Annotated in this window: 13 protein-coding genes; 10 read left to right on the plus strand and 3 right to left on the minus strand. The window is 68.8% G+C overall.

The genetic code is table 11. The features are described 5' to 3' along the window. Positions 1-278 precede the first annotated feature (278 nt). The 3 genes from ACAV_RS03805 (at position 279) to ACAV_RS03815 (ending at position 2,696) form a co-directional block, all read left to right on the plus strand. Positions 279-845, plus strand: a complete 567-nt coding sequence (locus tag ACAV_RS03805) for a hypothetical protein (RefSeq protein WP_013593256.1) — start codon at positions 279-281, stop codon at positions 843-845. A 275-nt stretch (positions 846-1,120) separates the two neighbouring features. Then, a complete protein-coding gene (locus ACAV_RS03810) occupies positions 1,121-2,266 on the plus strand; it encodes a 3-deoxy-7-phosphoheptulonate synthase (protein WP_013593257.1) in 1,146 nt (381 codons plus the stop codon). 121 nt (positions 2,267-2,387) lie between these two features. Then, positions 2,388-2,696 carry a hypothetical protein gene (locus ACAV_RS03815; protein ID WP_013593258.1) on the plus strand — a complete coding sequence of 103 codons (309 nt, stop codon included), beginning with the start codon at positions 2,388-2,390 and terminating at the stop codon, positions 2,694-2,696. Here ACAV_RS03815 and mpl read toward each other — a convergent pair. Further along, positions 2,690-4,111: a UDP-N-acetylmuramate:L-alanyl-gamma-D-glutamyl-meso-diaminopimelate ligase gene (mpl, locus tag ACAV_RS03820; RefSeq protein WP_013593259.1), complete on the minus strand. Its 1,422-nt coding sequence runs from the start codon at positions 4,109-4,111 to the stop codon at positions 2,690-2,692. The genes ACAV_RS03815 and mpl overlap by 7 nt on opposite strands. A gap of 188 nt (positions 4,112-4,299) precedes the next feature. Here mpl and ACAV_RS03825 point away from each other — a divergent pair, with 188 nt between their 5' ends. The 7 genes from ACAV_RS03825 to ACAV_RS03855 all read left to right on the plus strand — a co-directional run bounded on the left by ACAV_RS03825 (position 4,300) and on the right by ACAV_RS03855 (position 11,117). Beyond that, positions 4,300-4,902 (plus strand): hypothetical protein, encoded by a 603-nt coding sequence (locus ACAV_RS03825; protein WP_013593260.1) that lies wholly within the window; start codon positions 4,300-4,302, stop codon positions 4,900-4,902. Then, positions 4,899-5,483: a TlpA family protein disulfide reductase gene (locus tag ACAV_RS03830; RefSeq protein WP_013593261.1), complete on the plus strand. Its 585-nt coding sequence runs from the start codon at positions 4,899-4,901 to the stop codon at positions 5,481-5,483. The genes ACAV_RS03825 and ACAV_RS03830 overlap by 4 nt, the downstream gene beginning before the upstream one ends. Positions 5,484-5,592: 109 nt before the next feature. Continuing rightward, a complete protein-coding gene (accB, locus tag ACAV_RS03835; protein ID WP_011794013.1) occupies positions 5,593-6,048 on the plus strand; it encodes an acetyl-CoA carboxylase biotin carboxyl carrier protein in 456 nt (151 codons plus the stop codon). A gap of 151 nt (positions 6,049-6,199) precedes the next feature. Further along, positions 6,200-7,549 (plus strand): acetyl-CoA carboxylase biotin carboxylase subunit, encoded by a 1,350-nt coding sequence (gene accC / locus ACAV_RS03840; RefSeq protein ID WP_013593263.1) that lies wholly within the window; start codon positions 6,200-6,202, stop codon positions 7,547-7,549. Positions 7,550-7,636: 87 nt separating this feature from the next. Continuing rightward, entirely contained in the window at positions 7,637-8,518 is an 882-nt protein-coding gene (gene prmA, locus ACAV_RS03845; RefSeq protein ID WP_013593264.1) for a 50S ribosomal protein L11 methyltransferase, read from the plus strand. Positions 8,519-8,570: 52 nt separating this feature from the next. Next, a complete protein-coding gene (locus ACAV_RS03850; RefSeq protein ID WP_013593265.1) occupies positions 8,571-10,118 on the plus strand; it encodes a DUF3426 domain-containing protein in 1,548 nt (515 codons plus the stop codon). Positions 10,119-10,220: 102 nt separating this feature from the next. Further along, positions 10,221-11,117, plus strand: a complete 897-nt coding sequence (locus ACAV_RS03855) for a carbohydrate kinase family protein (protein WP_013593266.1) — start codon at positions 10,221-10,223, stop codon at positions 11,115-11,117. Between the two features lie 82 nt (positions 11,118-11,199). Here the strand turns inward: ACAV_RS03855 and ACAV_RS03860 are convergent, their stop codons facing one another. Next, a complete protein-coding gene (locus ACAV_RS03860; protein WP_013593267.1) occupies positions 11,200-11,847 on the minus strand; it encodes a hypothetical protein in 648 nt (215 codons plus the stop codon). Positions 11,848-12,035: 188 nt separating this feature from the next. Then, complete coding sequence (locus ACAV_RS03865) at positions 12,036-13,199, minus strand: ribonucleotide-diphosphate reductase subunit beta (RefSeq protein ID WP_013593268.1); 1,164 nt, start codon at positions 13,197-13,199, stop codon at positions 12,036-12,038. Positions 13,200-13,328: the final 129 nt, after the last annotated feature.

Here is a 13,328-nt window from a genome sequence, read left to right on the forward strand (position 1 = left end):
CTGTAAGCATTCGCGTCTCCCGATACACCGTGCAACGGTAGGACGGCACCGTATGGAAGAGCTGTTTTCCGCTTACCCGTGGCAGCAGGGCGTGGTGCCGTTCCGTTTTCCGGCATGTCCTGTCGCCGCAGTCTTGCTACATTGGGCCCATGCCCCACGGCTTCCGCCACCTGCGCCCGTCGCACATCCCTGGTCCCCATGCATTCGGGGACGCGCGCACGGCCATGGCCGCTGCCGGCCTGGCCCCGCAACGCTGACGCATCGCGCCCTGGTCCTGTATGGCGACGCATCCCGCCCCGCTGTCCAGCAGCCTGCAGACTTTCGGCGATATCAGCCGCTGGCTGCGCGAGAGCGTGGCGGACGAGGACTCCCTGCAATTCCGGGAAGCCGTGACGGCGCTCTCGTCACGGGTCGAGGCGGCCGTGCAGATCCGCCGTGCCCGGCAGGTCGATCCGCAGGCCGTGCTGGAGTGCGCAGGCCAGTTGCTGGACGAGGCGCGCGCGCACCAGCTGTTCCTCTCGGGCCTGGGATCCGCATGGCATGCCCTGTACGAGTTCGGGGCCTATGAAAGCGCGCTGCGCCAGTTGATCCGGGCCACGGCGGCCTGGCAGGAGGCCCTGCAGCGGCGCAGCCGCGACGAGGCGCAGCGCTTCCACGCGTTCGAAGGGGACGCCTGGAGGGCGCTGGGCGAGGCCGTGCTCGCGATCGACCTGTACCAGCAGGGCGGCGTGGGCCCGAGCGAAATGCAGGAGCTTCTCGCCAGCAGCCCCATGTCCCCGCCTGCCCACGGCTGGTGGTCGCGCCTCGGGGCCTGGCTGGGCCGCCGGCGCGGCACGGCGCGCTGACCGGGGCCGTGCGGCTGCCGCCAATGCGTGTCGCCGTTGCGCAACGTGGCGCGCTGCCGTGCCGCGCCGGGAAAAAGAGTGCTACATTGGCAGATATGCCGATTCGCAGCGCGTTTTACTTTTGGTCCTTTTGGTTCTCTGTCCCTGGCGGATGAGAGGTTAGCGCGCAGCCACCCCTGAAAGCACCTACCCCTGAAGACCGCCGAAGCTGAAAAGCCCGGCGGTTTTTTGTTTTTCCGGTCCCACTTTTCGAACCACCCCACGAGGAAGCAGCCATGACGGCCCCTGTCCAATCCGCACCCTCTTCCAGCGATGCCTGGTACCGCCACGTCGAGAAAACCAGCGAAACCGACGACGAACGTATCAAGGACATCACCGTGCTGCCCCCTCCCGAACACCTGATCCGCTTCTTCCCCATCCGGGGCACCGCGATCGAGACCCTCATCTCCCGCACGCGGCACCGCATCCAGGACATCATGGCCCGCCGCGACGACCGCCTGCTGGTCGTGATCGGCCCGTGCTCCATCCACGATCCCGCTGCCGCCCTGGAATACGCGCGCCGCCTGCAGTCCGTGCGCGCCCAGTACGCCGACACGCTGGAGATCGTGATGCGCGTCTATTTCGAGAAGCCGCGCACCACGGTGGGATGGAAGGGCCTCATCAACGACCCCTACCTCGACGAAAGCTACCGCATCGACGAGGGCCTGCGCATCGCTCGCCAGCTGCTCATCGACATCAACCGCCTGGGCGTGCCGGCCGGCAGCGAATTCCTCGACGTGATCTCCCCGCAATACATCGGCGACCTCATCAGCTGGGGCGCGATCGGCGCGCGCACCACCGAGAGCCAGGTGCACCGCGAGCTGGCATCCGGCCTGTCTGCGCCCATCGGCTTCAAGAACGGCACGGACGGCAACATCCGCATCGCCACCGACGCCATCCAGTCCGCGAGCCGGGGCCACCATTTTCTGTCCGTGCACAAGAACGGGCAGGTCGCCATCGTCAACACGCAGGGCAACCGCGACTGCCACGTCATCCTGCGCGGCGGCAAGACCCCCAACTACGACGCCGACAGCGTGGCCGCCGCCTGCAAGGACCTGGAAGCCGCCAAGCTGCCGCCGACCCTCATGGTGGACTGCAGCCATGCCAACAGCAGCAAGCAGCACGAGCGGCAGCGCGACGTGGCACGCGACATCGCCGGCCAGATCGCCGGGGGTTCCCACAGCATCTTCGGCGTGATGGTCGAGAGCCACCTCGTGGCCGGCGCCCAGAAGTTCACCCCGGGCAAGGACGATGCCTGCGCGCTCGAGTACGGCAAGAGCATCACCGATGCCTGCCTGGGATGGGAGGATTCCCTGGGCACGCTGCAGGAGCTGTCGGACGCCGTGAAGGCCCGCCGCGCCGCCGTCGCCCTGGCGGCCTGACCTGCGCCAGGCCGGTCCGCACGACCCCCGGGTTTACCGGGAGGCCGCGGCGGTTGCGGACGGGGGAGGCCGCCGTGTAAGCTTTTCGGCATCCCCCTTACCGGCACAAAGGCTTTTTTCCATGCGCAGCGAAGTCACCGTCCTCCTCGGGCCCGGCCAGGAATTCCGCTTCGACCTCGAAGGCGAGGCGCCCATGGCCAACGAGATCGCGCGCCGCTGGCTCGACGAGGAATTCGTCCGCCTGGAATGCGAGCCGCTGCGCGCCAGCGGCAAGGTGCTGACGGCCGACAAGGTGCTGGTCGTCGCCCAGGCCGCGGGCCCGGCCCTGCTGGCGCAGGAGTGGGGCCGGCGGTTCGCCGCGGCGGCGTCCGCGGCGCTGGCCCGGCCGGTGGTGCGCGTCGACCTGCCGGCGATGGCGATCAGCTACTGAGGGGCGCGCTCCGCCAGGGCGCCGAGCAGCCGGGCGTGGATGCCGCCGAAGCTGCCGTTGCTCATGCACACCACATGGTCGCCCGGCCGCGCCGCCGCGGTGATCCGCTCCACCAGCGTGGCGATGTCGCCCGCCGTGCAGGCCCTGCTTCCCAGCGGTGCGAGCGCCTCGGCGGCATCCCAGTCCAGCCCCGCGGTGTGGCAGAAGGCGAGGTCGGCGGCTTCCAGCGCCCAGGGCAGCTGCGATTTCATCGTGCCGAGCTTCATCGTGTTGCTGCGCGGCTCGAAGGCCGCAAGGATGCGCGCGTCCGGCCCGACACGGCGGCGCAGCCCGTCCAGCGTGGTGCGCAGCGCGGTGGGATGGTGGGCGAAGTCGTCATATACCGCGACGCCGCCGGCCGTGCCGCGCAACTCCATGCGCCGCTTGACGTTGCGGAACCGTCCCAGCGCCGCCGCGGCCTCGGCGGGCGCCACGCCCACATGGTCCGCGGCCGCGATGGCCGCCAGCGCGTTGAGCTGGTTGTGCACGCCGCTCAGCTCCCACTCCACGCGGCCGACGGCATGGCCGCCGCGCAGCACGTCGAACGCCTGCGGCTCGCCGCGCGCCGTGAAATCGCTCACCGCCGCGCCGAAGCTGGCCACGCCGCTCCAGCAGCCCTGGTGCAGCACCCGTGCCAGGCTTTCCTCCAGCCCGTTGAACACCACCCGGCCCGAAGGCGGCACCGTGCGCACGAGGTGGTGGAACTGCCGCTCGATCGCGGCCAGGTCGTCGAAGATGTCCGCATGGTCGAACTCGAGGTTGTTCAGCACCGCGGTGCGAGGGCGGTAGTGGACGAACTTGCTGCGCTTGTCGAAGAAGGCCGTGTCGTATTCGTCGGCCTCGATCACGAAGAGCGGCGCGCCGCCGGCAGGGCCGTCCTGCGCCACCGGCCGCTGCGCCGCGCCCAGCCGGGCGGAGACACCGAAATCCAGCGGAACGCCGCCCACCAGGAAGCCGGGCTGCAGGCCCGCGCACTCGAGGATCCAGGCGAGCATGGACGTGGTCGTGGTCTTGCCGTGCGTGCCCGCCACCGCGAGCACGTGGCGCCCCTGGAGCACGTGCTCGGCCAGCCACTGCGGGCCGCTCGTGTAGGGGGCGCCCGCGTCCAGGATGGCTTCCATCAGCGGGAACTTCGGGCTGCCGTCGGGAAGCCGCGCGCGGCTCACCACGTTGCCCACCACGAAGATGTCCGGTGCCAGGTCCAGCTGTTCGGCGCCGTAGCCTTCGATCAACTCAATCCCCAGCGCGCGCAGCTGGTCGCTCATCGGCGGATACACCCCGGCATCGCAGCCCGTGACCTTGTGGCCCGCCTCCCGCGCCAGCGCGGCCAGGCCTCCCATGAACGTTCCGCAAATGCCCAGGATGTGAATATGCATGGGCGCCGATTCTAAGGTTCGGTCCCCACGCTCCGGCGGGTGGGGTATCGATGCTATGTATTCGATAGCATCTGGCTGGCGCTGCGAGGGCTCCGCGGCAAGACCCCGCGCCAGGCGGGCGCATTGGGTCCCCGTCGCCGCCCCACCGGGCCACAATGCGGGTATTCCCTCCCGACCGAGACGCCGCCATGTCCAACGCCCTCGCCACCGAGATCGCCAATGCCGCAGCCCGCTTCGTCGTCGAGGAGGGGCTCGAATGGGGCCCGGCCAAGCGCCGGGCCGTCCGGCAGCTGGGCCTGCCCGCCCGCACCGCGCTGCCCGACAACGACCTGGTGGAAAACGCCGTGCGCGAGTACATCGGCCTTTTCTGCGCCGACACCCAGCCTGCCGAGCTGCGTGCGCTGCGCGAGCTGGCCCTGGTCTGGATGGAGCGCATGGCGGAGTTCCGCCCGCACCTCGGCGGGGCTGTCTGGTACGGCACGGCCACCCGGCTCTCGGACATCTACCTGCAGCTCTTCTGCGACGACTGCAAATCCGCCGAGATCGCGCTCATCGACCACCATGTGGATTACGAACCCCGCACGGTCACCGGCTTCCACGGCGAGTCGGTGGAGGCGCTCAGCCTCTCCAGCCATGCCCCCGGCCTGGGCGAGACCGTCGGCGTGCACCTGCTTGTCTATGATCTGGACGACCTGCGCGGCGCACTGCGCCCCGATGCGCGCGGGCGCGTGCCCCGGGGCGACGCCCGGGCCGTGCGCAGGCTGCTGGATAACGAGGACACCCCCGAATGACCGATTCCACACCGGCAACCCCAGCCGCCGCCTCCGACGCCGCCCCGGCGAGCCCGCCGCGGCGCCGTGCCCTGTATGCCGCTGCTGCAGCCGTGGCCGCAGCGGGCGGTGCGGGCCTGGCGTGGTGGCGCTTGCAGCCGCATGCCGCCGTTTCGGGGGCCGAGGCCGCGCTCTGGGGCATGCGCTTCGATGCTCCCCAGCCCGGAAGCCCGGCGCTGGACATGCAGGCCTTCCGCGGCCGGCCGCTGCTGGTGAATTTCTGGGCGACATGGTGCCCGCCCTGCGTGGAAGAGCTGCCCATGCTCAATACCTTCTATCGCACGCAGCAGGCCAGGGGCTGGCAGGTGGTGGGCCTCGCGATCGACCAGCCCTCGTCCGTGCGGCAGTTCCTGGCCCGCGTACCGGTGGACTTCCCCATCGGGCTGGCAGGGCTGCAGGGCACGGACCTGGGCCGCAGCCTCGGCAACCTGGCAGGGGGGCTTCCCTTCACCGTCCTGTTGGGCGCAGATGGCACCATCATGCACCGTAAAATGGGCCAGATCACGGCCGATGACCTCCGCCAATGGTCCGCGCTGGGTTGATTTCAGTGCAACCCATTCGTAGATGATGGAATTTGCGCTCGGATAGGGGTCGAAAGGGTCAAATTGGGGTAAATTCGCGCCCTATTTCGTTTTAGGCGTTGGAGTCCCCATGGATTTGCGAAAACTCAAGACCTTGATTGACCTCGTGTCCGAGTCGAACGTTTCGGAGCTCGAGATTACCGAGGCGGAAGGCAAGGTCCGCATCGTCAAGAGCGGCGGCGCGGTCGTCCAGCAATTCGTGGCGGCACCGGCTCCGGCCCCTGCGGCGCCCGCTCCGGCCGCCGCCGCACCGGCGCCCGTCGCCGAACTGCCGGCACCGTCCGCCCCCACCGGCCACATCGTCAAGTCGCCCATGGTGGGCACGTTCTACCGCGCTTCCAGCCCCGGTGCCAAGGCATTCGTCGAAGTGGGCAGCCAGGTCAAGGAAGGCGACACCATCTGCATCATCGAGGCGATGAAGATCCTCAACGAGATCGAGGCCGACAAGTCCGGCACGGTCACGCGCATTCTCGGCGAGAACGGCCAGGCGGTGGAGTACGGGCAGCCGCTGTTCGTCATCGAGTAAGCCTCGCTGCGCCACCGCAGACCTGCAGCGAACCAGGAATTTCATGTTTAAAAAGATCCTTGTCGCCAATCGCGGCGTTCTTGCCGCAGGCAAGGCGCAGCAAAGCGCCCTGGCACGCGTCAGCGTGCAGCGATGAGCCGCGAGAAAGCCTATGTTCAAAAAGATCCTTGTCGCCAATCGCGGCGAAATCGCCCTGCGCATCCAGCGCGCCTGCCATGAGCTGGGCGTGAAGGCCGTCATGGTGTATTCCGAGGCCGATCGCGACGCCAAGTACGTCAAGCTGGCCGAAGAGGCCGTGTGCATCGGCCCCGCACCCTCGCCGCTGTCCTATCTCAACATGCCGGCGATCATCTCGGCCGCCGAGGTGACCGACGCCGAGGCGATCCACCCCGGCTACGGCTTCCTGTCCGAGAACGCCGACTTCGCCGAGCGCGTGGAAAAGAGCGGCTTCCAGTTCATCGGTCCCACGCCCGAGTCCATCCGCACGATGGGCGACAAGGTGTCGGCCAAGCAGGCCATGATCCGCGCGGGCGTGCCTTGCGTGCCGGGCTCGGATGGCGAACTGCCCGACGATCCGGTGCAGATCCGCCGCATTGCCCGCACCGTCGGCTACCCCGTCATCATCAAGGCGGCGGGCGGCGGCGGCGGGCGCGGCATGCGCGTGGTGCACACCGAGGCCGCCCTGGTGAATGCGGTGCAGATGACCAAGGCCGAGGCGCAGGCCGCGTTCGGCAACCCGGCCGTGTACATGGAGAAGTTCCTCCAGAACCCGCGCCACATCGAGATCCAGATCCTGGCGGACAAGCACCGCAATGCGGTCTACCTGGGCGAGCGCGACTGCTCCATGCAGCGCCGCCACCAGAAGGTGATCGAGGAAGCGCCGGCCCCCGGCATCCCGCGCAAGCTCATCGAGAAGATAGGCGAGCGCTGCGTGGCCGCGTGCAAGAAGATCGGCTACCGCGGCGCGGGCACGTTCGAGTTCCTCTATGAGAACGGCGAGTTCTACTTCATCGAGATGAACACGCGCGTGCAGGTCGAGCACCCGGTGACCGAGTGGATCACGGGCGTGGACATCGTGAAGACGCAGATCATGGTCGCCGCGGGCGAGAAGCTGCCCTTCACCCAGCGCCAGATCGAGATCCGCGGCCACGCCATCGAATGCCGCGTGAACGCCGAGGACGCCTACAAGTTCACCCCGTCGCCCGGCCGCATCACCATGTGGCACGCGCCGGGCGGCCCGGGCGTGCGCGTGGATTCGCACGCCTACACCAACTACTACGTGCCGCCCAACTACGACTCCATGATCGGCAAGATCATCGTGCACGGCGACACGCGCGAGCAGGCCCTGGCCCGCATGCGCACGGCCCTGTCCGAGACCGTGATCGAAGGCATCCATACCAACATCCCGCTGCACCGCGAGCTGATGGTGGATGCCAAGTTCGTCGCCGGGGGTACGAACATCCATTACCTGGAAGAGTGGCTGGGCGCGCACAAGCGCTGACCGGCACCGGCCCGACGCCGGTCACTGGCATGCTGGCCGCCCGGAAACGGGGGCCAGCATTGTCGTTTCTGCAGGAGATTGACATCCATGTTTGAGCTGAGCCTGTTGTGCCCCGAGGGGCGGATCGAATCCGTGGGCGAAGCCCTCGAAGCCCTGGATGCCCTGAGCGTGTCGGTCGAGGACGCCGATGCGCAGACCGAGGCGGAGCAGGCGCTCTTCGGCGAGCCCGGGATGCCGCCGCCCCGCGACGGCTGGCAGCGCAGCCGGGTGGTGGCGCTGTTTCCCACGCAGGAGGCGGCCGGTGAGGCGCGCGCTCTGCTGGAGGTGCAGGACTTCTTCGACGGCTGCCGCGTCCTGGGCCTGGCTGAGGTGCCCGACCAGGACTGGGTTCGCCTGACCCAGTCGCAGTTCGCGCCGGTGGAGATCACACCCGAGTTCTGGATCGTGCCCACCTGGCACGAACTGCCGGCGCAGGCGACGCGCCACATCCGGCTGGATCCGGGCCTCGCTTTCGGCACCGGCACGCACCCGACCACGCGCATGTGCCTGCGCTGGATCGCCCGGCACGGCGGCGGCTTCGGCCGGGTGCTGGACTACGGCTGCGGCTCGGGCATCCTCGCGATCGGGGCCGCCAAATTCGGTGCCACCGACATCGACGCCGTGGACATCGATCCTGCCGCCGTGGAATCGACGCGGCTCAATGCCGAAGCCAACGGCGTGGCCCTGAAGGCCGGCCTGCCCGAGGCCGCGCAGGGCCGCTACGGCACGGTGCTGGCGAACATCCTCGCGACGCCGCTCAAGGTGCTGGCGCCGCTGCTGTGCGCCCATGTCGATGCGGGAGGGCACCTGGTGCTCGCGGGCATCCTGGAGCGCCAGGCCGAGGAGTTGCGCGAGGCCTATGCCCCCTGGCTCCCGCTGCAGGTGAGCGATGCCGAGGACGGCTGGATCCTGATGACCGCCGCACGCTGAGGCGACGGCCCCCGGCAGGGCGGCGCAGGGCGCCCCCTACAATTCCGAGTCGATGAGCCAGATCACCCGCTGCCCCGCCTGTGGCACGACCTTCAAGGTCGTCGCGGACCAGTTGCGCATTTCCGAAGGCTGGGTCCGGTGCGGGCAGTGCAAGGAGGTGTTCGACGCCTCCGCGAATCTGCTGCCGGGACCGGCGCGGCCTGCGGAGCTGTTGCCGCCCATGGCGTTGCCGGGGAGCGCGCCCGTGCCTGTTCCGGCGCCTGCCGCAGCCGCACCCGCCGTGTCGGTGGCCGCTCCGGTGTCCGGCCCGGCCGCCCCAGCCGTCCCGAGCGTCCCGGTGGCCCAGGTGCAGCAGGCCCCGGCCCCGCGTCCTGTGGGGCAGGATGCCGTACCCGGATCGGCGCCGGCCGCCGTGCCGGCCTTCCTGTCGGCACGAACCGCCTCTCCGGAGGCGCATGGCGTGGATCCCGGCTGGAGCCTCGAGCCGCTGTCGCCCATGGCATGGCGCGTGCGCGCACCTGCCGCAGCACCGCGGCCGGATCCCGTGCCTGCCCAGGTGCCGGCACCTTCCGCGCCGAGCGCCACTGGCGAGGAGGCCGCCGGGAAAGCCGGTCCTGCCGGTGCCGTCCCGACCCATCTTTCGGGCGCCTCGTCCGCGCCGCAGGAGTCCGACTCGGGCGGCTACGAACTGCCTTTCGCGGAGCTGCGCGAGTCCGGATGGCCCGACGATGAGGAGCCGGACGCGCAAGACTCGCTATCGCCGCACGGTGGCATGCCCCTGCCCGGGCGCATGGAGGCCGCCTCCGAGCCTGCCCCCGTTGCACAGGACGAAGATGAACCCCTGCTGGACGATGCAGCGGAGCAGGCCGTCGCCCGGGAGCTGGCGCACGAGGGCATCGATACGGACACCGACCCGGTGGACATCGCCACCCAGGCGATGCCGCTGCCCGAGCCCGCCATGCCGGCCGTGGCGCCACTGTCCCCGCCCTCGGTATGGCGCTCCGCGCGTGCGCCGGCGTCCGGCCGGGGCGCGGAAGGCGACGACGATGACGATCCGGACGAGGAGGGCGCGCAGGCCTCCGGCGAGCCGGGCTTCATGCGTGCGGCGCGGCGCAGGGCGTGGTGGCGCAGGCCCGCCGTGCGCATCGCGCTGGGACTGGCCGGCGTGCTGCTGCTGGGAATGCTGCTGCTGCAGGTCGGCCTGCAGGAGCGGGACCGGCTGGCTGCGCAGCATCCCGCGCTGCGCCCCCTGCTGCAGGTGCTGTGCGCTCCGCTGCAGTGCCGCATCGCCCCGCCCCGGCGCATCGCCGACGTGGTCATCGACAGCTCCTCCTTCAACAAGGCGCGCGGGGACGGTTTCCTGCTCGCGCTCACCATCCGCAGCCGCGCGGATTTCCCCGTGGCCATGCCTGCGCTGGAGCTGACGCTCACCGACGCGCAGGAGCAGCCCGTCCTGCGGCGCGTGCTGCTGCCGCAGGATCTCTCGGCCCCCGCGGAACTGCCCGCCCACGGCGAGTGGGGCGGCGCATGGCCGGTGAACGTGGGCGCGGCCGGCAACGCCCGCGTGGCGGGTTACCGGCTGCTCGCCTTCTACCCATGAGGACTGCACCCTGCGTCCGTCCGCATGGCTGCGCAGTATTCGCGCTGCCTTGCGTTTCCGTTTCCGTTTCCTTGACCTTCCATCCCTATCGACAGGATTTCCATGGCTGCCCTGATTTGCGGTTCCCTGGCCTTTGACACCATCATGACCTTCGAGGGTCGCTTCGCCGAGCAGATCCTGCCGGACCAGTTGCACATCCTCAACGTGTCGTTCCTCGTGCCGTCGCTGCGGCGGGATTTCGGCGGCTGCGCGGGCAACATCGCCTACAGCCTCCAGCTGCTGGGCGGCCGCCCCGTGCCCATGGCGATGCTGGGCAGCGACGGCGGCGACTACCTGCAGCGCCTGCAGGACCTCGGCATCGATACGCGCCATGTAGGCCGGGTGGACGAGACCTATACCGCGCAGGCGCTCATCATGACCGACCGCGACAACAACCAGATCACGGCCTTCCACCCGGGCGCGATGATGCTCGCGCACCGCTCGCGCATCACCGCCGAGCCCGACCTGCGCCTGGGCATCATCGCCCCGGACGGCCGCGATGCCATGATCGAACATGCGGCGCAGTTCGAGGCCGCGGGCATCCCGTTCGTGTTCGACCCGGGCCAGGGCCTGCCGATGTTCGGCGGAGAGGAGCTTGCGCGCTTCATCGGCCAGGCGAGCTGGGTGACCGTGAACGACTACGAAGGCCGCATGCTGTGCGAGCGCACGGGCTGGAGCTTCGCGGAGATTTCGCGCAAGGTGCGCGGCCTCGTGGTCACCCTGGGCGCGGACGGCTGCGACGTCTGGGAAGACGGAGTGGCCACGCGCGTGCCGCCCGTGCAGCCGGCCAGCGTGGTGGACCCCACGGGCTGCGGCGACGCATGGCGTGGCGCGTTGCTCTTCGGCCTGGAGCAGGGCTGGCCGCTCGCACGCTGCGCGGCGCTGGGCAACCGCCTGGGGGCGCTGAAGATCGCGCAGCGCGGCCCGCAGAACTACCAGCTCGATTTCGTGCCGGCCTGAGGCCGGGCGGGCATAAAAAAACCCGGTGCATGCACCGGGTGGGACCAGCCCCGCGGGCGGGGCGGCTGGCTGCTGTCGTCGCTCAGGGCTTGGTGCCCGTCGGGAAGGGCCATGCGGCCTGCGGGTTCAGCGTGGTCTGTGCTGCGGGTGCAGGCGCAGGGGCAGAGGCCTTGGAGGCCGCCTTTTTCGGGGCAGCCTTCTTCGGTGCAGCGGCCTTGGTCGTGCCGGTGGCCTTCTTCGCCGGTGCAGCTGCCTTCTTGGTGGAGGCTGCGGCCTTCTTTGCCGGTGCAGCTGCCTTCTTGGCGGGGGCTGCGGCCTTCTTCGCCGGTGCAGCTGCCTTCTTGGCGGGGGCTGCGGCCTTCTTTGCCGGTGCAGCTGCCTTCTTGGCAGGAGCTGCGGCCTTCTTTGCCGGTGCAGCTGCCTTCTTGGCGGGGGCTGCGGCCTTCTTTGCCGGTGCAGCTGCCTTCTTGGCAGGAGCTGCGGCCTTCTTTGCCGGTGCAGCTGCCTTCTTGGCAGGAGCTGCGGCCTTCTTTGCCGGTGCAGCTGCCTTCTTGGCGGGGGCTGCAGCCTTCTTCGCCGGAGCGGCCTTCTTCGTCGTGGCGGCGGCCTTCTTGGCCGATGCCGGTGCGGCGGCGGCCTTCTTCACGGTCGTCGCTGCCTTGGTGGAAGCCGCTTTCTTCGCGGCGGGTGCTGCCTTCTTGGCGGCGGTCGTCTTCTTCGCAGTTGCCATCATTTTCTCCTTGGGTCGATTTGCAAAGAGCGCTCCATGCCTGCATTGGACAGGGAGCGATCCATGGCGATGGGGGCTCTCGGGCACCCACCGCCATGAACGCGGGAACGCCCCGCGCGGCAGGGCCCTTGCGGGCTGCCGGTGCGGGGCGTGGAATGAAAATACATGGCCTGGAATGACGGGATCGACTAATCCCAGGACAGTGCGCCGCCGGACTGGTACTCGATGACGCGCGTCTCGAAGAAGTTGCGTTCCTTCTTCAGGTCGATCATCTCGCTCATCCAGGGGAAGGGATTCTCTTCGTTGGGGAAGAGCGCCTCCAGGCCGATCTGCGTGGCGCGCCGGTTGGCGATGTAGCGCAGGTAGCCTTTGAACATGGAGGCGTTCATGCCCAGCACGCCGCGGGGCATGGTGTCTTCCGCGTACTGGTACTCCAGCTCGACGGCCTTCATGAACAGGCCCTTGATCTCTTCCTTGAACTCCGCGGTCCAGAGGTGCGGGTTCTCGAGCTTGAGCTGGTTGATCAGGTCGATGCCGAAGTTGCAGTGCATCGACTCGTCGCGCAGGATGTACTGGTACTGCTCGGCGGCGCCGGTCATCTTGTTCTGGCGGCCCAGCGCGAGGATCTGCGTGAAGCCGACGTAGAAGAACAGGCCTTCCATCAGGCAGGCGAACACGATGAGCGACTTCAGCAGGGTCTGGTCGGTCTCGGGCGTGCCGGTCTTGAAGTCGGGGTCCATGATCGCCTCGATGAAGGGGATCAGGAACTCGTCCTTGTTGCGGATCGAATCGACCTCGTTGTAGGCGTTGAAGATCTCGCTCTCGTCGAGGCCGAGCGACTCGACGATGTACTGGTAGGCGTGCGTGTGGATCGCTTCCTCGAAGGCCTGGCGCAGCAGGAACTGGCGGCACTCGGGCGCGGTGATGTGGCGGTACGTGCCCAGCACGATGTTGTTGGCGGCCAGCGAATCGGCGGTCACGAAGAAGCCGAGGTTGCGCTTGACGATGCGGCGCTCGTCCTCGGTCAGGCCGTTCGGGTCCTTCCACAGCGCGATGTCGCGGGTCATGTTGACCTCCTGCGGCATCCAGTGGTTGGCACAGGTGGCGAGGTACTTTTCCCAGGCCCACTTGTACTTGAAGGGAACGAGCTGGTTGACGTCGGTCTGGCCGTTGATGATGCGCTTGTCGGCGGCATTCACGCGGCGGTGCTGGGCCGGCGCGGAGGTGGCAGCGGGTTGCGCCACGGGGCTCTGGAAGGACGCGGAGGGCAGCACGTCCTGACGGTGGCCTTGCAGACCGCCGTCCAGAGGTTTCTGCGATGAGGGCTTGACTTCTTCGTCCCAGTTCAGCATAGGTCTTCCAATGGTCGGATTATGAAAGCAGCGCTGCAAAAATAAAAGCGCCGCAGCGTGGCGCAGCGATGTTTTTGTTGCTTCAGAGCACATGCGAGGAAGGTCCCGCGCAGGGACCTTCCTCGCAGC

This window comes from Paracidovorax avenae ATCC 19860 (genome assembly GCF_000176855.2).
Lineage (GTDB): Bacteria > Pseudomonadota > Gammaproteobacteria > Burkholderiales > Burkholderiaceae_C > Paracidovorax > Paracidovorax avenae.